This is a genomic window from Rubrivirga sp. (assembly GCF_965213695.1).
Lineage (GTDB): Bacteria > Bacteroidota > Rhodothermia > Rhodothermales > Rubricoccaceae > Rubrivirga.
Map to the genome: position 1 here is coordinate 616,714 of NZ_OZ243912.1, position 19,956 is coordinate 636,669.

Consider the following 19,956-nt stretch of genomic DNA (forward strand, 5'->3'; position numbering starts at 1 on the left):
TGGGGCACGGGGCGTGGGGCGGAGGCTCGGGACTCTTGCCGCTTGCGTCTTGCCCCTGGCCTTCCAGGCGTGCCTCCCGTCGAGCCAGAAGGAGAACAGCCGCGCGATCTCGGCGGCCGACTCGGCGTCGGTGGCCCTCGCGGAGACCGTCCTCATCGACACCCTCGCGGAGGTGTGGACCGCTCGGGCGCCCCAAGCCGACCCGATGCCCGTCCCGATGACGCTGGCCTGGGTCGGCGACACGCTCGCCGTCGTCGAGACGCAGGAGCCCAGCGTCCGCCGGTTCTCGACTGGGGGCGGCTACGTCGACCGGACCGACCTGCCGGCCGAGAGTTACCCCTACGGCGCCGGCGTGCGCGGCGACACCGTGGTGGTGTTGGCGCGCGGCCGGGGCGCGCTGCTGTGGGTGGTCCCGGGCCAGGGCGTCGTGCGCGAGGTCCCGGCCCCGGCCGGGGCGACGGCGGCCGTCGCGGCACCGGGGCTGCTCGCCGTCCGCGTGGGCGGCGGGCCCGACACGCTGGCGCCGGCCGTCGTCCGGCTCGACGAGCGCGGGGCCGAGGTGGGGCGCCGGGCGCTCGCCGGGCCGGCGTGGCGCTCGGTCGGCTTCCTCCGGGTCTGGGAGGGCGACCTCGCGGCGCTCTCGGGCTACCGCCCCGTCGTCGACCGCGTCGGCCTGGAGGGGGCCGGCTTGGGCCGAGCTGACACGCTGGCGCTCGTCGGGTTCTCGTCGCCCCAGCTCCCCCGGTCGGCCCAGTTCATGCGCCAGGAGGTCGACGAGCCGCCGCTGCTGATGTCCAGCGCCGACGTGTTGGGCGGGCGCCTGTTCGTGCTCAACCTCCGCTCGGACCACGTCCGCGTCGATGTGTACGACCGCGACGGCCGGCTCCAGCGCGTGCTTGTGAGTCCGACGCGCGGGCTCGAGACCGACGTGGCCCTCGACTTGGCCGTCCGCCGGTCCGGCGGCGCGGTCGAGCTGGCCGTGCTGATGTCGCGTCCGCCGGGCGTGCTCCAGACGCCGGAGAGCCGGGTGGTCCTCTACCGCTGGCGGGATCGGTGAGGCGCAGGCGGACCCCCCGTCCGTCCGCCCCTCGCTCCGCTCAGGGGCGCCCGGACTGTCCCCCTTGAAGGGGGACAGCTTTCCGACCTGGGAGCGCAGCGACCGGAAGGAAAGCGGGGGGTCCGCAACCGAGCAGGGGCTCCTACCGCACCACCGTCACCGTCCGCGCGGCCCGCTCGTCGCCGGCCACGATGCGGACCACGTAGACGCCCGGCGCCAGCGTCGCCGACGGGAACGGGAGCTCGTGGGCGCCGGCCGCCATCGGCGCGTCGGCGAGCACGGCTACGCGGCGACCGAGGGCGTCGAACACGGCGACCGACACGTCGGCGGCCTCGGCGAGCGCGAACCGGACGCGGCCCGCGGGCCCGACCGGGTTCGGGTCGACGCCCGAGAACGCGAACGCCCCGTCCGCGCCGTCCTCGGCGGCCACGGCCGTCACGTTCAGCGTGAGCGGGATCCGGACGACCGGCTGCGCCGGGTTGTTGGTCAGGAACGCGATCTCGTCCGTCCGGTCGCCCGGGTCGAGGTCGCGCCCGTCCACCTCGATCCGGACGTCGAACGCCTCCTGGGGTTCGATCGACCGGTCAGCGAAGATGGGGGATAGGGCCTGGACCACGGTCCCGATGCCGGCCGGGACGTCCGGCGGGTCGAACCGGACCAGCCGCGACTGGACGGCCGAGCTCGCGTCCGGCCGCGTCGTGACGAAGAACGACCCGTTCGGGTCGAGCCGGTCGCGGAGCATGCCGAAGACGCCCGTCGACCCGGCCAGGATCTCGTTCGAGAACGTCCCCCCGCCGGTCCCGCCAAAGGCCACCCCGAACTGGTCGCGGACCAGGAGCTCGTCGGACGCGCCCGTCGTCTCGAGCAGGCCCTGGGTAAACGAGACGCCCGGCAGCGAGGTCGCCCCGTCCTCGGGCTCGCGGCCGTCGACGAACGCGGGGTAGCCCGGGAGCAGGTCGCCCTCGGCCGTCACCGTGAGCAGGGCCGAGGTCTCGAACGAGCCGATGAGGAAGGCGTCGAGCTCGGGGCTGTAGTCGACGCCGAACGGCGTGAAGTCGAGGTCCGCCTCGCGCCCGGTCGGCACGATGGCCCCGCCTTCGAGCCGGACCTCGACGAGCTGGGCCGTCTCGAACAGGACGAGCCAGAGCGACTCGGTCTGGGTGTCGTAGGCGATGCCGGTGACGGACGCGCCGAGCGACGACGAGAACGTCTCACCGGGGTCGGACAGGTCGCGCGGCACGACGGTGATCGTGGTCGACGTCTTTGTCCGGCCGTCGACCACGGCGATGCGGCCGTCGCCGAGCTGGGCGAGGTCGTAGAGCTCGGGCGTGGTCCCGAACGCGATGGCCCCCAGGACGTCGCCGTCGGGCAGGGCCGAGGTCCGGGCCTCGGGCGTCCGGGCCGGCGCGCGGTCGGCGACCGGCGTGCCCGGCGTGCCCGGCGCGGCGAGCCCGTCGAACCGGGCCCGGCCCAGGGCGACGGTGGCCCCGGCCTCGAACCGGCTCGTGGCCGGCTCCAGCACGCGGACGTACGAGAGCGTCGCGTCGCCGCCGTTGCGCAGGCGGAGCGTGGCCTCGCCGACGCCGTCGCCGGGGACCGAGACCGGGGGGGCCGCCTCGGCGAGCGCGACCGTGGGCAGGGCCGGGTTGCCGACCGTGAACTCGACGGGGTAGGGGGCGGGGTCGTCGCCGGGCTGGTCCGTCCGGATCTCGACGCTCCCTCGGTAGAACCCGTCGTCGAGCACGCCCGAGTCGGCGGTCAGCTCGAGCGTGACGGTCCCGTTGCCCGGGAGCACGCCGGCCACGGGCGCCACGAAGAACGGGGCCTGGCCCGCGACGGCGTCGACCACGATGTCGTCGATGAACCAGCCCTCGTCGGTCACGTTCGCGTCGCTGTCGAACCGGAACGCGATGTAGACGGGCTCCGGGAAGCCGGCGACGCCGGGGACCTCGACGGTCACCGTCTCCCACCCCTCGTCGGTGTTGCGCAGGACGCCGCCGTCCGAGGTCGCGACCTCCTCGTAGGTGTCGCCGCCGTCGACCGAGACCAGGACCGTGGCGAAGTCGAAGCCGGCCTCGGCCTGGAGGTAGTGCGCGAACGACAGCGTCACGCGGCTGTCGGGGCTCACGCCGCTGAGGTCGATGCCCGGCGCCCGGATCTGGCCGAGCGAGTTGTCGGAGTACCCGCTGGCGCCGTTGATCTTGCCGTAGTGGAGGGCCGTTGGGGTCGAGTGGCCGGGGAGCGCGGCCGGGCCCGTCGTCCGGGTCTGCCAGCGGTCCGGGGCCGCCTTGCTGTCGAACGAGAAGCCCCGAAGCGGGTTGGCCCCCTCGAAGTCCTGGGAGAACACGGGGGCCGCCATCCGCGATCCGTCGGAGGTCTCGGGGAACTCGAAGCCCCGCGTGACGAGCGTCGTCAGGACCCGGTACGAGAGGTCGAACGTGCCGGCGTTCGACACGGGGATCTCGACCGTTCGCCGCTCATCGGCCCCGAGGTCGCCGAGCGACGTCGGCACGGTGCCGACCGAGAGCCGGGGCGCCACGGCGCCGCCGACGGTGAACGTGACCGGGACCTCGATCACACCGCGGTCCTCGTCGTTGGCCTTGAGCCGCAGGACCCCCTCGCCGATGGCCTGCCCGTCGAACCCGCCCACTCGGAGCGCGAGCGTTGTCGAGCCGCCCGGCGCGACCGTCCCCTGGGCGACGGTGACCGTCAGCGTGGGGGAGGCCGTGGTCGGGAAGAGCGTCGTGATCTCGGCCTCGAGCTCGAACTGGAGCGGCGTCGCCGCGTCGACGTTGCCGACGACCACGGGGACGTCGAGCGTCGCGCCCGCGTCGACGTCGCCCAGGTCGACGGGCTCGGTGATGAGGAACCGGTCGTCGATGGCCTGGCCGTCGACGCTCAAGGCGACCGTCGCCGTCGGCGGGTCGAAGTCGACGGTGTAGCCGATAACGTCGAGCATCCGGATGTCGGCGTCGGTCAACTCGTCGCGCGAGCCGCGGCCGAGGTTCGGGTCCATGATCCCGATCTTGCGGGCGGCCCCGAGCGAGGGCGGCCGGAGCGCGTCGTCGCGCCAGTGCGAGGCCTGCTGGCCGTCGCCGCCGGCCCGGCTGCCGGTCGCCGTCGAGACCTCGTATTCCTCAAGGCCGTCGAAGAAGACCTGGACCGGGACGAAGTACTCCCGGCCGTTCTCGACCGTGAGCACCTCGGTGTTGGGCGGGCCCGGCGTCACGACGCGCGGGGCGGCCTCGAACCCGACCCCGTCGTTGAGCGGCTCGCCCGGCGTCACGGCGTCGGGCCGGACGCGGAACAGGTCCCACGGCGAGAACAGCGGGTTCTGCCCGTTCACGCTGAGCCCGATGGCCGACGTGAACCCGAGCGCGTGGCCGATCTCGTGGATGGCGACCCCCTCGAAGTCCGTCTTGTCGGCGTCGACGCCGTCGGTCGGGTCGAAGTCGTACGGGAAGGCGTCGTTGAACCCGATCGAGGGGACGGTGCTGGACGGGGCGTTGGGGCTCGTGACGGGGGGGCGGTAGCCGAGCACCTGGAGCGAGATGAGCCCGCCGATGCCCCGCTTGAGCGGGCCCTCCGAGCTGGTCGAGGGCGCCGGAACGGGGATGGCGTCGTAGAGCGCGAGCAGCTGGGGGTCCGAGGTGGTGGCCTTGAGGCGATCCACGAAGTCCTGGACGTCGCTCGCGCCGGTGCACGTCGTGGGGTTCTGGGCGCACTGGAGGGCCGAGTCCGTCGAGCCCAAGACGTTGTTCGGGTAGGGCGTCCCGAACCGCTCGGGCCCGAAGTCCACGTCGATCACCGTCGTGACGTTGTTCTGGAGGATCCGCTCCCAGCGGGCCGCCGAGCGGCGGAAGGCCAAGAGCGCCGCCGGCCGGTCCAACAGCTGATCCGTCGCCCGCAGGACGATCCTGAAGTTCGAGACGCCCTCGGCGTTGAGCGACGGCAACGGCGTCAGCCGGACGTTCTGGCTGGCCGTGCGGGCGCTCGCGTCGTGGAGCCCCTGGACCTGGGCCTCGACTGCCAGGTCGCAGGCCAGCCCGCCGTCGGGCCCGACGGTCAGGACGTGGACGCCGGCGTGGGCCGGCAGCGGGCCCTGGGCCCGAGCGGGGAGCGCCAGCGCGGCGAGGGCGAGGACAACCGCGAGGCGGACGGACGACGACATGGACGACGGATGCAAAGGGGCACACATGGTACGACACCCCTCCGCCGACCGGAGGGCACGACCGTTCACCCAGCCCGTTCGTCCGGTCTGAGACCGGCACCGGGAGCGTCGACGGGAGAGATGCGTTTGAGCCTCCCCTGCTTTCACCGCACATGCGCACGCTCGCTTTCGCTGCCGTCCTCGTGGCCGTCGCCAGCGGGTGTGCGCCGCCCTCGCCTGTCGCCCCGACCGAGCCGGCGGGACCGGGCGCGCTCCGCCTCACCGCCGAGGCCCGGGCCGAACGCGACTCGCTCTACGCCGACCTCCGGGTGACCAACACGAGCGACCGGCCGGTGGCCGTCGGCTACGGCGCGTGCTCGGCGACCGTGCTCGGCTGGCCCGACTCCCGTCGCGCCGGGCCGCCCGCGTTCACCACCGCCTTCGCGCGGACGGTCGACGGCTACTCCATCGGCTGCCCGCTCTACCTCGCGACGCGGACGCTGGCGCCCGGCGAGACGATGACCCCCGACGGCACCCCGGAGCTCCGCGTCGCGGCCTCGCTGGCCGAGGTCCTGACCGACTCGATCCCCGACGGCCGCTACTGGCTCACGGCCGTGTTCGACGTCGACATGATCGACGGCACTCGGCCCGTCGACACGCTCCGGGTGGACCTCGGGCCGGTCGACCTGGCCGCCCGCCGCCCGCCGCTGGCCACCGAGGCCGTGCGCGTCGGCGTCCGGTTTGGGGTCGACAGCGTGCGCGTCGAGGGCGGGCGACTCCGCGCCGTCGTCCGCGCCGCGCCCGTCCCGCGGATGGGGCCCGACGTGGTCGGCTGGGCGCCGTGTGCCGCCCGTGTCCTGGCCTTCGCCGGCGCCGACCGTCGCGACGCCGCGCCCCGTGCCGGGCCGCCCGAGGCCACCGCCGACGCGGCCTGTGGGCAGCCGCCGCCGACGCCCTTCGGCGGGTCCAGCGCCGGCGGCGGGAGTCCTCCGCTGTACCTCGGCATCGACCGGGCGCTCCGGGCCGAGGTCGACCTCGCGCTCGAAGACCTGCTCGGCGACCGGCCGCCCGGCCGGTACGCGCTGGCCGTCGCCGCGCGGACGCTGAGCGGGCCGTACGAGCTCCGGTCGTTGCCACCCGTCCACCTCACGCTCGGCGAGGTCGACTGGCGCCCGTAGCGGACGGGAGGAACGGCGCACGGCGGGCGGCGTGAAGGGACGCCAACGACTGCGATCCCCCCGATGGCCGACGCCCCCCAGATTTCTACGCTCGGCGACCTGCGCGCCAGCGGCTACCGCCCCCGCTCCGTCAAGGACGAGGTCCGCGCCAACCTTATCGGCCGGCTCCAGGCCGGCGACGACGTGTTCCCCGGCATCCTGGGCTTCGACCGGACGGTCGTGCCCCAGGTCCAGAACGCGCTGCTCGGGCGCCACGACTTTATCCTGCTCGGGCTGAGGGGCCAGGCCAAAAGCCGGATCGTCCGGATGCTCCCGTCGCTCTTGGACGAGTGGGTGCCCGAGGTCGAGGGGACGGAGATCCACGACGACCCGCTCGACCCGGTCTCGAAATACGCCCGCGACCTCATCGCCGAGCGCGGCGACGACGCGCCGGTAAGCTGGCTCCACCGGTCCGCCCGCTACGGCGAGAAGCTGGCGACGCCCGACACGTCCATCGCCGACCTGATCGGCGACATCGACCCGATCAAGGCGGCGACGCGCAAGCTGACGTACGCCGACGAGGAGGTGATCCACTTCGGCATCATCCCGCGCACGCACCGGGGCATCTTCGCGATCAACGAGCTGCCGGACTTGCAGCCGCGCATCCAGGTGGGGCTCCTCAACATCATGGAGGAGCAGGACATCCAGATCCGAGGGTTCAACGTCCGCATTCCCATTGACGTCCTGATGGTGTTCACGGCCAACCCGGAGGATTACACGAACCGGGGCTCGATCATCACGCCGCTCAAAGATCGCATCGACTCGCAGATCCTGACGCACTACCCGCGCGAGCTCGGGATCGGCGTCGAGATCACGCGGCAGGAGGCGTGGGCCGAGCGCGACGGCGGGGTGAAGGTGGCCGTGCCCCACGTGTTCCGCGAGATCGTCGAGCAGGTGGCGTTCGAGGCGCGGGCGTCCGAGTACGTCGACCAGAAGTCGGGCGTGTCGGCGCGGCTGACGCGGGCGGCGCTCGAGGACCTCATCTCGGCGGCGGAGCGCCGGGCGCTCGTCCACGGCGAGGCCGAGACGACGGTCCGCGCGAGCGACCTTGAAGCGGTCGAGCCGGCCGTGACGGGCAAGGTCGAGCTGGTCTACGAGGGCGAGCAGGAGGGGGCCCAGGGCGTGGCCCGGGCGCTCGTCGGGAAGGCGGTCGCGGCCATCGTCAAGACCTACCTCCCGGACCCGACCGAGAAGGCGAGCGGAGCCGGAAGCGGCTCCGGCGGCGGGCGCGCGGCCTACCGCGAGGTGCTCGGCTGGTTCTCGCGCGGGAACACGGTCGACCTCGACACCGACCTCGCGTTCCCCGCCTACGCCCAGCAGCTCGACCGCGTCGACGGGCTCGGCGCGCTCGTCGACGCCCACACGACGCCGACCACGCCGGCCGAGAAGGCGTCGATGATGGAGCTGGCCTTGGAGATGCTCCACCAGCACTCGCTGCTCGGCAAGGACGTCGCCGACGACGGCGCGAGCTACGCCGACATGATGGGCTCGGTCCTGTCCGGCCTGGGCTCGTTCCGGCCCGACGACGACGACGACCTGGACGACGAGGACGAGTACCGTCGCTTCGGATGACGAGGCGCAGCGGCGACGCGGGGGGCCCCCGGGGGGACCCTCCCAGGCCCCGCGCGTAGACCCGGGGCCCTTCTCCCGTCTCGATGCGCCTGCTCCTCGTCCTCGCCGCTCTCTCCGTCGCCCACGCCTCCGTCGCCCAGGCCCCGCCGCGCCCGCCCGAGGCGTCGGACCTGGTGGTAGCCGTCTCGGAGGCGGCCCCGCTGTCCTCGCAGAGCCCCGACGGGACGTGGGACGGCCTGGGCGTGGCCTTCGCGCAGCAGGTCGGGCAGGGGCTCGGTCGCGGCGTCCGGTTCCTCGCGGTCGCGCCCGACAGCGCCCTCGCCGCCGTGGCCGACGGCCGCGCCGACGTCGCCGTCGTCCCGACCTCGGTCCAGGGCGAGGCCGTCGTCGACTACACGACGCCGTTCCTCGGCGCCCGACTCGCCATCGCCCAGCAGCCGCAGAACGGCCCGCTCGACGTGGCCAAGCGCTTTTTCTCGCCGACGTTCTTCAAGATCGCGGCGGGCCTGGTGCTGCTGCTGTTCCTGATCGGCCTGGCGATGTGGGCCGCCGAGCGGAAGGCCGAGGGCGACGACTTCCGCGAGGACCGCGCCGGGATCTGGGACGGCTTCTGGTGGGCCGGCGTCACCATGACGACGATCGGCTACGGCGACACGGTCCCGGAGACCGTCCCGGGCCGGTCGATGGCGCTGCTCTGGATGCTGGTCTCGATGGCGCTGACGGCCTCGCTGACGGCGGCGCTCGTGTCCGCGCTCGGGATCGGCTCGGGCTCGGGCTCCGGGTCGGGCTCGGGCTCGCTCCGCCTGCCGGACGACCTCCAGGACCGGCGCGTCGGCGTCGTGGACGGCTCGGCCGCGGCCGGCGTCCTCCGCGACCTCGCCGTCCAAGCCCGCCCCTTCCCGAGCGTCGCCGCCGGGCTCGCCGCCGTCGAGGCCGACTCGCTCGACGCCTTCGCCGGCGCCCTCCCACGCCTGCGGACGACGCGGTCGTCCGACTCGGACCTCGAGATCGTCTCCTCGGAGGTGACCTTCGACCGGTGGGCGCTGGCCGTCGCCGAGGGGAGCGACTTGCGCGAGCCCTTGGGGCGCGCCGTGCTGGACCGGCTCCACAGCCCCGACTGGCCCGAGACCGTCCGCCGCTACACCGAGTGAGTCGGAATCTGGCGACTCCTTGGGCACGGGGCATGAGTGAAGGGGCGAGAGGAATCGGCCCCATGCCTCATGTCCCGTCCCCCATGCCGTGCCCACTCCGGGAGTAAGTGTACGTCGGATGAGGCCGCGCTAGCGCGGAAGCCCGTCGGCGAGCCGGCCGTCCTCCACGGCGACCTCGGCCCAGTTCGAGGCGTCGCCGGGCGGCGCGGCGGCCACCCGGATCCGGCGCCGGCCGGGCCCCACGGCGTCGAGGTCCAGGACCAGCCGGTCGGCGTGGACGTCGAGCGCGTTCTCCTCCAACACCCGGTTGTCGACGAGCGCGACGCCGTCCTCGTCGTCGAGCATCAGCGGCGACCCGTCGGCGGACCGGGCGACGAACACGAGCAGGCTCGGGTCGGCCGGGTCGGGGCCTTCGAGGCGGAGGTCGAGGCCCTGCGCGCCCTCGCGCTGGGTGGCGATCACGTAGCGGACGCCCTCCACCTCGAACGGGACGAGGACCGGCGGCACCGCGTCCGGCGCCACGCGGACGACCACGCGCCCGCCCCCGACCGCGTCGACGGCGACGTGGGGGCGGCCGAGGAACGACACCGCGCCGGTGCCGACTAGCTCGGCCACGTCGAGCGTGTCGGAGCGGCCGTCGCGGAGGCCGACGATGGGGACGAGGCGGGAGACCGGGCCGGCGGCGGTGTCGGCCAGGGCCAGCGAGGCGTCGGGCGGCGGCGCGGGCGGCGTCGCCGGTGGCGAGGCGCAGCCGGCGACGGCCGCGAGGGCGAGGAGGCGGAGCGTCATCCGGTTCGGAGCGCGTCGATCAGCTCGTCCTTCGTCATGCCGCTCCGGCCCTCGACGTCGAGCTCCTGGGCGCGCTCGTAGAGCTCGTCCTTGGTCCACTCCTCGTAGACCTTGGCGTGGCCGCCCTTCTCGGAGGGGTGTCGGTCGTCGTTCGCCTGGGCATTCGCGATGGCCGCCGACGTCTGCTTCGAGTAGCCCTTGTCGCGGAGGGCCTCGTAGGCCTCGTCGTCCTTGACGCTGGGGCCGTGGTCGGTTCCTTTGGGCATGGGGGTGGGGAGAATAGGGGGGAGAGGATGCGTCGCCGGGCCGTCGGTTTCCGCGAGCCGGCGGTCTCGGGGACGGCCCCATCCGTCACACCTCGGGCGGGCGCCGGTTCGCCTTCTTCTCGGACCGCTGGCGCTTGGCCTCGAGGCGGCGGCGCTTCGAGCCCTTCGTCGGCTTCGTCGGGCGGCGGACCTTGACGGGCCGGGCGGCCTCCTCCAACCGCCGCCGGAGCTCGGCGACCGCCAGCGCCTTGTTGCGGAACTGGCTCCGCGACCGCCGCGCCGTCACGACGGTCCCCGACGGCCGGTGCGTCAGGCGGACGCCCGTCTCGACCTTGTTGGCCCGCTGCCCGCCCTTCGTGCTGCCCGACAGCGTCTCCACGTCGCACTCGGCCATCAGGTCGTCGTTGCTCTCGGGGATGCCGCTCATGGGTCGTTGGGCTCGGCCGCGCTCGATGCGGGCTCGGGGGAGCCCGATGTACGGTGCGGACCGGCGCCGCGGTCCCGTAGACTCGGCGCGACCCTCGCCTCCGCCTAATGACCCGCCTCGCTCTCGCCGCCGCGTTTCTGCTGGCGGCCCCCTCGCTCGCCCAGCCGACGCCGCTCGCCCCGCTCGACCTCGACCTGGTCGCGACGCTGCCGCCCGGCGTGGTCGGGCTCGCCCACGAGCCCGCCGAGGGCCAGCTCTACGTGCTCACCGGCGGCGGCGACCTGTACCGTCTGCCCCCGGCCGTCGGCGCGGAACCGGAGCTGGTGGCCACGCCCGAGCAGCACGGGGCCCCGGTCCCGACCTACAGCATCGCCATCGACGGCGCCGGGACGATCTACCTCGTCGGGAGCCGGCGGACCGAGACGACCAACACGGGCGTCGTCCGCCGCGGCCGGGTGGAGAACGGCGCGCGCGCGTGGTCGACGGTCGCCGAGACGGCGCCGTACCCGTACGGGCGGACGGCGTTCGACCACAGCCTGAGCGCGGTCGCCGTCTCGCCGGACGGGAGCTGGCTCGCGCTCAACAGCGGCTCGCGCACCGACCACGGCGAGGTCCAGGACGGCGGCGGCGCGTTCCCCGGCGTGCGCGAGGTCCCGCTCACCTCGGCCATCCTGCGCGTCCCGGCCGACGCCACCGACTTGGTGATCCCGGCCGACTCGGCGACGCTCGTCGACGGCGGCTTCCTGTTCGCCGACGGCACCCGCAACAGCTTCGGCCTCGCGTTCGCGCCCGACGGCGAGCTGTTCGGGGCCGAGAACTCAGGCGACCGCGACGACGGCGACGAGCTCAACTGGCTCCGCCGGGGCCGCCACTACGGATTTCCCTGGCGGATGGGGACGAACGACACGCCCCAGCGATTCCCCGGCTACGACCCCGACGCCGACCCGCTCGTCAACCCGGCCTCGACGGCCTACCAGTCCGGCGCGTTCTATGACGACCCGACCTACCCGGCTCCGCCCGCCGGCGTCACGTTCAACGACCCCATCCGCAACCTCGGCCCCGACGCCGACGAGCTCCGCCAGCCCGACGGCTCCATCGTCGACGCCAGCGACGCCGGGCTCGTGGCGACCACGTTCACGCCGCACCGCTCGCCGCTGGGGCTCGTCTTCGTCGAGCCCTCGTCGGAGCCGGTCGTGTCGTGCGACGCGGTCGTGCTGAGTTGGACCGACGGCGAGGACACCAGCGGCTCGCTGTTGGCGCCGTTCGAGGACACGGGCGAGGACCTGGTCTGCCTTCGGTTCACCGACGACCGGGCCGCGGTCGAGGCCGAGCGCGTGGTGGCCGGCTTCCGCAACCCCATCGCCGCCGCCGCCATCGGGACGACGGTCTACGTGGCCGAGTTCGGCGCGCCCTACGGGCTGTGGGCCGTCGAGACGTCGGGCGTGGCGACGGCACACGCGCCCGACGCCCGGCTCGCGCTCGCCGTCGTCCCGAATCCGCTCCGCCAGTCCGGCGCGCTCGAAGTCACGCTGGACGCGCCGCGCTCGGCCCGCGTCCGCCTGATCGACGTGCTCGGGCGGACCGTGGCGACGGTGTGGGACGGACCCCTCGCGGCCGGCACCCACCGGCTCGGTGTCGAGGCGGGCAAGCTCGCGCCGGGGGTCTACCTCGCCGTGGTCGAGGCCGGCGGCGCCCGGATGGTGCGCTCCCTGACCGTCGCCCGCTGACCGGGCGCCTAGCTTGGCCGCCCCGCCGTCTCCGCCCTCGTGCTCCGTTTCGTCTTGCTCGCCGCCGCCGCGTTCGCCGTCATGGAGGTGGCGTCGTACGTGCTCCACCGATTCGTCTTCCACGGGCCGTTGTGGAAGATCCACCGGACGCACCACGACCCGGCGCACGGCCACGGCGAGGGCGTCGAGTGGAACGACCTGTTCTCGGTCGGCTTCGGGGCGCTGTCGGTCGGCCTGATCTGGGCTGGCCGCGCGGACCCGCTCGCCAGCACCGCGTTCCCGCTCGGCGTCGGGATCGCGGTCTACGGGCTGCTCTACTTCGTCCTCCACGACCTCTACGCGCACGGTCGGCTGGGGCCGAAGAAGACGACCGTCGCGGCGGCGCAGGCGGTCAAGCGGGCCCACGGCCGGCACCACCAGTCGCTGTCGAAGGAGGGGCAGGAGCCGTACGGACTGTTCCTCTTCCCCCCGTGGATGGGCCGCCGGTTCGAGCGGACGCGGGACCGTGTGGCCTGAGCGTCAGCGCGTGGCGGTAATCGAGGCCTCGGCACCGTCACCGTTCGCACGAACCGTGAGGGTGGCAATCACTTGCCGCCCCTCCTCGTCCTCCCGCGACCACACCGAGACTTGAGTGCCGTCGGATAGGTGGCTTCCGAGTCGGGACCAACCATCGGCTTCGAAAGCAGCGTCGACTTGAGCGGCGCCAGATGCGACTGTGTGGTCGTGGAGCCAGGCGGTGGAGTAGGCCCCAGGGCGTTCGCCTGGGTTCGAACTGAAACCGAATCCGTCGACGAGTTGGATAGTCTCACCGTTCGGATCGATCTCGGGAACGTCAGGAAGATGGGGCCTTGGCTCCCCCGGCTCGTCGATGATCTCGCCGTCGCCGATCACATCGTCCATCTCCTGAGGCTCGTCCACGACGACGGCGTCCTGACCGGATAAGTGGCAGCCGCCGCGCTCGACGGACACAGTGACGTAGGTGGTTCCACCGGCGCGAGCCGAGAACAAGGCGTCGCCGTGGAGGTCCGGGCTGCACAGTCGGAACGAGCCGCTCTGGTAGCGGGACCGCTCCGATGTCCACTCGCCGGGGAGGGGCCTCGCGGCGAAAGCGGCGGCAGCGTCCTGTGGCGCCTCGTCGAGACGTGCAAAGCCGGCCGTGACGGGGTCGCCGAGCGGCCCTTCGACGTCACTGCTTAGCCGGAACCCGCCGATGGGTACGGCGCCAGCGGGGAGCAAGTCGCGGTCGACGGCCTCCGGCCACGTCTCGTAGAGCTCCGCTGAGACCTCGCCGCCGGCGCCCGAGCCGAACGCGGAAAGGACGGCCCGAAGGAGCTCCTCGGAGTCGCCCTGGGCACGAGGCGTGGTGGCCAGGAGGAAAGTGAAGGCGAGGGTGGAGAGGCGGAGCACGGCGCGGAAGGGGGAGAGGGCGAGAGTAGCCCCTCGGGCCACCGGGCATCAAGGGCGGAGCGCCTGCCCGGCCGGGCCGACTGGCGCTAGCTTGGCGCGCCGCCCGCCCCCGCCATGTCCGAGCCGTCGTCCGCCCCCCCGTCCGCCTCCAGCGAGGAGGACCGCGCGACGGTCGTCGAGGCGCTCGGCGGTGACCAGCGGGCCTACGAGCGGCTCGTTACGAAGTACCAGGGCCCGCTCCGGCGCCACGTCGGCAAGATGGTCCGCGACCAAGGGCAGGTCGACGACTTGGTGCAGGAGGCGTTCGTCAAGGCGTTCGGGTCCATCGAGAGCTACAACCCGGCCTACGCCTTCTCGACGTGGCTCTACCGGATCACGACGAACCACACCATCGACTACATCCGCAAAAAGAAGCTGCCGACGTTCTCGATCGACAAGCCGATCCAGACGCGCGACGGCGAGCTCACGATGGAGCTCCCGGACTCGACGTACCGCCCGGACCGGGCCATCGTCACGGACCAGCGAAACGAGATCCTGCGCCAAGCCATCGAGGCGCTGCCGGAGAAGTACCACCGGGTGATCGTGATGCGGCACCAGCAAGAGCTGAGCTACGAGGAGATCGCGACCGAGCTCGACCTGCCGCTGGGGACGGTCAAGGCCCACATCTTCCGGGCGCGGGCGCTCCTCAACAAGGCGCTCCGGGCGCGTCGGGCGGAGCTGGAGTGAGCGAGGGCGGTGAGGCGGTCCCGCTGGCTCCGTCCCGGCTGGCTCCGTCCAGCGAGTCACATTCCCCACCTTGTCATCCTGAGCGCCAGCGAAGGATCTACTGAACGCTGGCGCCGAGTCGGTCCGGGCTACCGAGCAGCGAGCGGCTATATGCTTCGCATTCGCTCAGGATGACGAGGGGAGTGTGAGGAGCTGGCGCCGCCCCTCCGTCAGCGCCGTCCCCCCGTCGCCTGCGGTCCGTTGTCCGCATCCGCAGGGCGTGATTTCTGGGACTGGAAGCGCTTCGGGTCCGGGCCGCCCGCCGAAGGGGTGGCCGGCAGCGGGACCGGGCGCCTAGCTTCCGCGCCCCGCCCGCCGACTCCATGCCGCCCGCCCCCCACGTCTCCAAGTTCGGCGGCACCTCCGTCGCCACGCCCGACCGCGTCCGCCGCGTCGTCGAGCTGGTGGCCGCGACGCCCGCCGAGGGCCGGAAGGTCGTGGTGGTGTCGGCGCTGGGGGGGACGACCGACGACCTGCTCGCGGCCCTCGACGCGGCGCTCGCGCGGGCCGGCCACGCCGACGCCGTCGCCGCCATTCGCCAGCGACACCACGCGGCGGCCGACGCGCTCGCCCGCGCCGACGACCGCGACTCGCTCCAGTCCACGCTCGACGCCCGCCTGGGTGAGCTGACCGAGCTCCTCGACGGCGTCTCGCTGCTCCGTGAGGCGACCGACCGGACACGCGACGCGGTGCTCGCGACCGGCGAGCGGCTCTCGGCCCCCATCGTTGCCGCCGCCTTCCGCGCCGCCGGCCACCTCGCCGCCGCCCTCGACGCCGCCGACCTGATCCGCACCGACGGCCAGTTCGGGAACGCGACCGTCGACCTCGACACCACGCGCCGGCTGACGCGCGCCGCCGTCGACGCGCTCGACCCCGGCGCGGTCGCTGTCGTCACCGGCTTTATCGGGTCGACGGCGGCCGGCGTCACGACGACGTTGGGGCGGTCGGGCTCCGACTACACGGCGACGATCCTGGCCGGCGCGCTCGACGCCGCCGCGTGCGTCATCTGGACCGACGTGGCCGGCGTGTACACGGCCGACCCCCGGCTCGTGCCCGAGGCCGTCCCGCTGGCGCGGCTGAGCTACCGCGAGGCCGCCGAGCTGGCCTACTTCGGCGCCCAGGTCCTGCACCCGCGGACGATGCTGCCCGCCGAGCGGGCCGGCATCCCGATCCAGATCAAGAGCACGCTCGACCCCGACGAGCCGGGCACGCTGATCTCGAACGAGACCGACGCGCTCGACCTCCGCGTCAAGGCGCTGTCGGCCGTCCGCGACCAGGCCGTGGTGACCGTCGAGGGCGGCGGGATCCAGTCGGTCGTCGGCGTGAGCGCGCGGCTGTTCGAGGCCCTGTCGGCGGCCGGCGTCAACGTGCGGATGATCAGCCAGGCGTCGAGCGAGCAGAGCGTGTGCGTCGTCGTGGACGGGCTCGACGCCGAGGCGTCGGTCGAGGCGCTCCGCCAGGCGTTCTCTAGCGAGATCGCGCGCGGCGACGTCCGGAGCGTCGAGGCGATCCCCGGCTGCGCCGTCGTCTCGGCCGTCGGCGAGGGGATGCGGCACCAGCCCGGGCTGGCGGGTCGGCTGTTTGCGACACTCGGACGGGCCGGCGTCAACGTGCTGGCGATTGCCCAGGGCGCGGCCGAGACCAACATCTCGACGGTCGTCCGCCAGGCCGACGTCCGGGCCGCGCTCGGCGCGCTCCACGAGGCGTTCCCGCTGCGGCGCGCCCGCGTCCACGTGGTCGTGATCGGGACCGGGACCGTCGGCAAAACGCTCGTCGACTTCCTGGCCGAGCACGCGCCGGTCCTGATGGAGCGGGACCGGATCCACCTCCGCCTGGTCGGCCTGGCCAACTCGCGGCGGATGGCGTGGGACCCCGGCGGCCTGCCCCTCGCCGACGGCGTCGCCGTGCTGGACGACGCGACCGCCGAGGTGGCCGACCTCGACGCGCTCGACGAGCGGCTGCTCGCGGGCGGACTCGAGCGCCGCATCGTGGTCGACGCGACGGCGTCGGAGGCCGTGGCCCGGCGCTACGTGCGGTGGCTCGAGGCCGGCGTCGGGGTCGTCACGCCGAACAAAAAGGCCAACACGCTCGATCTGGCGTACTACCGCGCGCTCCGGGAGGCCGCCGGCCGGCGCGAGGTGAGCTACCACTACGAGACGACGGTCATGGCCGGGCTCCCGGTCGTGTTCACCATCCGCGACCTCCTCCGCTCGGGCGACCGGATCGACTCGGTCGAGGGCGTGTTCTCGGGGACGCTGGCGTTCCTGTTCAACCGGCTGGCCGAGGGCGCCGCGTTCTCCGACGCCGTCCGCGAGGCGAAGGCCAAGGGGCTTACCGAGCCCGACCCCCGCGACGACCTGACGGGCGAGGACGTCGCCCGCAAGCTCTTGATCTTGGCGCGCGAGTCCGGGCGCGAGGTCGAGCGGGCCGACCTCCAGGTCGAGTCGCTCGTCCCGGCAGGCCTGGCGGAGGTCTCGGTCGGTGCGTTCATGGACGGGCTCGACGCGCTCGACGCGGCGTGGGCCGAGCGCGTGGCCGCCGCCGAGGCCGAGGGGAAGCGGCTCGCCTACGTCGGCCAGATCACGGACGAGGGGCTGAGCGTCGGCGTCCGCGCCGTCGACCGGGCGTCGCCGTTCGGGGGCTCGCGGGGGACCGACAACGTGATCCTGATCCAGTCGGCGCGGTACCACGAGACGCCGCTCGTGGTCCAGGGGCCGGGCGCCGGCCCCGAGGTGACGGCCGCCGGCCTGCTGGCGGACCTGGTGAAGGCGGCCGAGCTGATGCCGTGACCGGCGCTCCTCCCTTCGCGCGCCCCTCCTCGCCGAGCGGACCCCCCGCTTCGGCTGCCATCGCTCCGCTCCGGGCAGCAGAAGCTGTCCCCCTTGAAGGGGGACCGTCCGTCCGCCCGCTGAGCCCTTCGGCTGGGCTCAGCACAGACTCCGCGAGGGGCGGACGGACGGGGGGGCTCGCGACGTTGCCCTCTCCGGAGCGGGCCGGCCCGTCCCGAGCGGGGGAGACCGCGTACGGCTGCTGGAAGGGCGTGGCACACCACGCCCCTACGGGTGTCCCGCTGGCGGGCGCTGGTTCCTGATTCCTGATGCCTGATTCCTCCCCCGTCACTGTCTTCGGCCCGTGCACCCTGTCCAACCTCGGGCCGGGCTACGACGCGCTGGGCCTGTGCATCACCGGGCCGGGCGACCGCGTGACCGCCCGGCGGACCGACGCGCCCGGCGTGACGGCCGAGGGCCCGCCGTCGCTCCCGACGGACGCCGAGCGGAACACGGCGGCCCGGGCGGCGGCCCACGTCCTGCGCCAGGCCGGGGCAGAAGGCGGGCTCCGGCTCCGCATCGAGAAGGGGATCCCGATGGGGTCCGGTGTCGGCGGGTCGGCGGCGAGCGCCGTCGCTGGCGCGGTCGCGGCCAACGAGGTGCTGGGCCGGCCGTTCCGCAAGCCCGACCTCGTCGAGGCCGTCTTGGAAGGCGAGCGGGCGGCCGGCGGTTACCACGGCGACAACGTGCTGCCGGCGCTCCTGGGCGGCCTCGTCCTTGTCTCGCCCTCCGACCCGACGGCCTACCGCCGGCTGACGCTGCCGGCCCCACCGCCGCTCGCCGTTGTCCTCCCGGACGTCGAGGTGTTGACGCGCGACGCGCGCGCGGTCCTGCCCGCGACGGTCGCCCACGGCGACGCCTCGGCCCAGGCCGCCGAGCTGGCGTTCCTGGTCCGGGCCCTTTTGGAGGGCGACTGGCCCGCCGTCGGCCGCCACCTGATGCGCGACCGGCTGGCCGAGCCGTTCCGCGCGCCGCTCGTCCCGGTCTACGACGCCGTTCGCCAGGCCGCGCTCGACGCGGGCGCGGCCGGCGTCGCGCTGAGCGGCTCCGGTCCCGCCCTGGTCGCCCTCGTCCCCGACGCCGACGCCGAGGCCGTCGTCGAGGCGATGGCCGCCGCCAGCCGCGCCGGCGGGGTCGAGGCCACCGGCTGGGTCGCCCGCGTCGACCCCCAGGGCGCCCGGGTGGTGGACTCGGAGTTGGCGTGATCCCGGCTGGTCTCCGCATCGAGTTCGGCGTAGGCTCTGACCCTCACCCTGTCCCTCTCCCACAGGGAGAGGGGACGTCGTAGGCGACCTCCGCTCACCGCTCACGCCTCACCGCTTTGCCTTCCGTCCCCCAGTACGTCAGCACGCGCGGCGGAGGCGCGTCCGTCCCGTTCCGCCGAGCGCTGCTTGACGGGCTCGCGCCCGACGGCGGGCTCTACGTCCCGACGGAGATTCCCGCCCTCCCCGACGGCTGGATGACGGCCTCCGACCGAGCCGACCTCGGCGCCCGCGTCCTCGCCGAGTGGCTCGACGTCCCCGACCTCGACGCGCTCGTCGCCGACGCCCTCTCGTTCCCGGTCCCGCTCATCGGGCTCGGAGACGGCGTGTTCGTCCTCGAGCTGTTCCACGGGCCGACGTTGTCGTTCAAGGACGTCGGCGCGCGCACGATGGCGCGGCTGATGGCACAGACCCTCGGCGGCGAGGAGGTGACCATCCTGGCGGCGACGTCGGGCGACACGGGGAGCGCGGTCGCCTCCGGCTTCGAGGGCGTCCCAGGCGTGCGCGTGGTGCTGCTCTACCCGAAGGGCCAGGTCAGCGCGGTCCAGGAGCGCCAGCTCATCGTCCGCCGCGCTGGCGTGCAGGCGCTCGCGGTCGAGGGCACGTTCGACGACTGCCAGCGGCTGGTGAAGGCGGCGTTCGCCGAGGGGGTCGGCGGGCGGCGGCTGTCGTCGGCCAACTCGATCAACGTCGGGCGGCTCCTGCCCCAGATGCTCTACTACGTCTGGGCCGCGCGGCAGCTCGGCGGCGAGCCGGCTACGTTCGTCGTGCCGAGCGGCAACCTCGGCAACCTGACGGCGGGCACGCTGGCGCGACGGGCCGGCCTGCCGGTCGCCGGCTTCGTGGCGGCCCACAACGCGAACGACGGCTTCCCCCGCTTTTTGGAGGGCGCCGACGTCCCCTCCGGCGACTCCGTGCGGACGTTGTCGAACGCGATGGACGTCGGCGTGCCGAGCAACCTCGAACGGCTCCGCGCGCTGTTCTCCGACGCCGACCTCCGCCAGACCGTCCGCGGCCACGCCGTCACCGACGACGAGACGACGGCCTCGATGCGGCGCGTCCACGACGAGACCGGCTACCTCGCCGATCCCCACACGGCCGTCGGGCTGGAAGCGGTCCGCCGACTGGGGCTGGGCGAGGCCGGCCCCGTCGTGGTCCTGTCGACGGCGCACCCGGCCAAGTTCCCCGAGGCCGTCGCACAAGCGACCGGCGTGACGCCCCGCACGCCGGCCCGGCTGGCGACCCTGTGGGACGCCCCGACCGCGGTCGAGACGATCCCGGCCACCCTCGACGCCCTGCGCGCGCACCTGTCCTGAACGGACGCGGGCGCCCTCCGAA

General features: G+C 73.9%; 15 protein-coding genes. 10 read left to right on the top strand and 5 right to left on the bottom strand.

The window, feature by feature from the left end:
• Nucleotides 1-49 precede the first annotated feature (49 nt).
• Nucleotides 50-1,057, top strand: coding sequence for a hypothetical protein (locus tag ACOOHE_RS02745; RefSeq protein ID WP_420456271.1), 1,008 nt, complete (start codon nt 50-52; stop codon nt 1,055-1,057).
• A 142-nt stretch (nt 1,058-1,199) separates the two neighbouring features.
• Here ACOOHE_RS02745 and ACOOHE_RS02750 read toward each other — a convergent pair whose 3' ends face one another.
• A complete protein-coding gene (locus ACOOHE_RS02750) occupies nt 1,200-5,228 on the bottom strand; it encodes an NF038122 family metalloprotease (RefSeq protein ID WP_420456272.1) in 4,029 nt (1,342 codons plus the stop codon).
• 152 nt (nt 5,229-5,380) lie between these two features.
• On the opposite strand from ACOOHE_RS02750, the gene ACOOHE_RS02755 reads away from it, so the two are divergent.
• From ACOOHE_RS02755 to ACOOHE_RS02765, 3 genes are all read left to right on the top strand, one after another.
• The gene (locus ACOOHE_RS02755) at nt 5,381-6,385 is read left to right on the top strand and encodes a hypothetical protein (RefSeq protein WP_420456273.1); all 1,005 of its coding nucleotides are present in this window, start codon (nt 5,381-5,383) and stop codon (nt 6,383-6,385) included.
• Between the two features lie 63 nt (nt 6,386-6,448).
• Nucleotides 6,449-7,996 carry a magnesium chelatase gene (locus tag ACOOHE_RS02760; protein WP_420456274.1) on the top strand — a complete coding sequence of 516 codons (1,548 nt, stop codon included), beginning with the start codon at nt 6,449-6,451 and terminating at the stop codon, nt 7,994-7,996.
• 83 nt (nt 7,997-8,079) lie between these two features.
• Nucleotides 8,080-9,147 (top strand): ion channel, encoded by a 1,068-nt coding sequence (locus tag ACOOHE_RS02765; RefSeq protein ID WP_420456275.1) that lies wholly within the window; start codon nt 8,080-8,082, stop codon nt 9,145-9,147.
• A 129-nt stretch (nt 9,148-9,276) separates the two neighbouring features.
• Here the strand turns inward: ACOOHE_RS02765 and ACOOHE_RS02770 are convergent, their stop codons facing one another.
• The 3 genes from ACOOHE_RS02770 to ACOOHE_RS02780 form a co-directional block, all read right to left on the bottom strand.
• Nucleotides 9,277-9,936: a hypothetical protein gene (locus tag ACOOHE_RS02770; protein ID WP_420456276.1), complete on the bottom strand. Its 660-nt coding sequence runs from the start codon at nt 9,934-9,936 to the stop codon at nt 9,277-9,279.
• Nucleotides 9,933-10,202, bottom strand: a complete 270-nt coding sequence (locus ACOOHE_RS02775) for a DUF7218 family protein (protein WP_420456277.1) — start codon at nt 10,200-10,202, stop codon at nt 9,933-9,935. The genes ACOOHE_RS02770 and ACOOHE_RS02775 overlap by 4 nt, the downstream gene beginning before the upstream one ends.
• Before the next feature lie 85 nt (nt 10,203-10,287).
• On the bottom strand, nt 10,288-10,629 hold the full coding sequence (locus ACOOHE_RS02780; protein WP_420456278.1) for a peptide chain release factor-like protein: 342 nt from the start codon (nt 10,627-10,629) through the stop codon (nt 10,288-10,290).
• A gap of 107 nt (nt 10,630-10,736) precedes the next feature.
• Between ACOOHE_RS02780 and ACOOHE_RS02785 the strand changes: the two genes are divergently transcribed.
• The gene (locus ACOOHE_RS02785) at nt 10,737-12,356 is read left to right on the top strand and encodes a PQQ-dependent sugar dehydrogenase (protein ID WP_420456279.1); all 1,620 of its coding nucleotides are present in this window, start codon (nt 10,737-10,739) and stop codon (nt 12,354-12,356) included.
• 39 nt (nt 12,357-12,395) lie between these two features.
• Nucleotides 12,396-12,872 (top strand): sterol desaturase family protein, encoded by a 477-nt coding sequence (locus ACOOHE_RS02790; protein WP_420456280.1) that lies wholly within the window; start codon nt 12,396-12,398, stop codon nt 12,870-12,872.
• Between the two features lie 3 nt (nt 12,873-12,875).
• Here the strand turns inward: ACOOHE_RS02790 and ACOOHE_RS02795 are convergent, their stop codons facing one another.
• Nucleotides 12,876-13,763, bottom strand: a complete 888-nt coding sequence (locus tag ACOOHE_RS02795) for a hypothetical protein (protein WP_420456281.1) — start codon at nt 13,761-13,763, stop codon at nt 12,876-12,878.
• A 114-nt stretch (nt 13,764-13,877) separates the two neighbouring features.
• On the opposite strand from ACOOHE_RS02795, the gene ACOOHE_RS02800 reads away from it, so the two are divergent.
• The 4 genes from ACOOHE_RS02800 to thrC all read left to right on the top strand — a co-directional run bounded on the left by ACOOHE_RS02800 (nt 13,878) and on the right by thrC (nt 19,934).
• Nucleotides 13,878-14,489, top strand: coding sequence for a sigma-70 family RNA polymerase sigma factor (locus ACOOHE_RS02800; RefSeq protein WP_420456282.1), 612 nt, complete (start codon nt 13,878-13,880; stop codon nt 14,487-14,489).
• A gap of 362 nt (nt 14,490-14,851) precedes the next feature.
• Nucleotides 14,852-17,317, top strand: coding sequence for a bifunctional aspartate kinase/homoserine dehydrogenase I (gene thrA / locus ACOOHE_RS02805; RefSeq protein WP_420456283.1), 2,466 nt, complete (start codon nt 14,852-14,854; stop codon nt 17,315-17,317).
• A gap of 308 nt (nt 17,318-17,625) precedes the next feature.
• Nucleotides 17,626-18,561, top strand: a complete 936-nt coding sequence (locus tag ACOOHE_RS02810) for a homoserine kinase (RefSeq protein WP_420456284.1) — start codon at nt 17,626-17,628, stop codon at nt 18,559-18,561.
• 116 nt (nt 18,562-18,677) lie between these two features.
• The gene (gene thrC, locus ACOOHE_RS02815; RefSeq protein ID WP_420456285.1) at nt 18,678-19,934 is read left to right on the top strand and encodes a threonine synthase; all 1,257 of its coding nucleotides are present in this window, start codon (nt 18,678-18,680) and stop codon (nt 19,932-19,934) included.
• The last annotated feature ends 22 nt before the right edge of the window (nt 19,935-19,956 follow it).

Coding starts and splice junctions, on each gene's coding strand:
- ACOOHE_RS02755 (WP_420456273.1), top strand. CDS start 5,381: ATGCGCACGCTCGCTTTCGCTGCCGTCCTCGTGGCCGTCGCCAGCGGG.
- ACOOHE_RS02775 (WP_420456277.1), bottom strand. CDS start 10,202: ATGCCCAAAGGAACCGACCACGGCCCCAGCGTCAAGGACGACGAGGCC.
- ACOOHE_RS02780 (WP_420456278.1), bottom strand. CDS start 10,629: ATGAGCGGCATCCCCGAGAGCAACGACGACCTGATGGCCGAGTGCGAC.
- ACOOHE_RS02765 (WP_420456275.1), top strand. CDS start 8,080: ATGCGCCTGCTCCTCGTCCTCGCCGCTCTCTCCGTCGCCCACGCCTCC.
- thrA (WP_420456283.1), top strand. CDS start 14,852: ATGCCGCCCGCCCCCCACGTCTCCAAGTTCGGCGGCACCTCCGTCGCC.
- ACOOHE_RS02800 (WP_420456282.1), top strand. CDS start 13,878: ATGTCCGAGCCGTCGTCCGCCCCCCCGTCCGCCTCCAGCGAGGAGGAC.
- ACOOHE_RS02750 (WP_420456272.1), bottom strand. CDS start 5,228: ATGTCGTCGTCCGTCCGCCTCGCGGTTGTCCTCGCCCTCGCCGCGCTG.
- ACOOHE_RS02785 (WP_420456279.1), top strand. CDS start 10,737: ATGACCCGCCTCGCTCTCGCCGCCGCGTTTCTGCTGGCGGCCCCCTCG.
- ACOOHE_RS02810 (WP_420456284.1), top strand. CDS start 17,626: ATGCCTGATTCCTCCCCCGTCACTGTCTTCGGCCCGTGCACCCTGTCC.
- ACOOHE_RS02760 (WP_420456274.1), top strand. CDS start 6,449: ATGGCCGACGCCCCCCAGATTTCTACGCTCGGCGACCTGCGCGCCAGC.
- ACOOHE_RS02770 (WP_420456276.1), bottom strand. CDS start 9,936: ATGACGCTCCGCCTCCTCGCCCTCGCGGCCGTCGCCGGCTGCGCCTCG.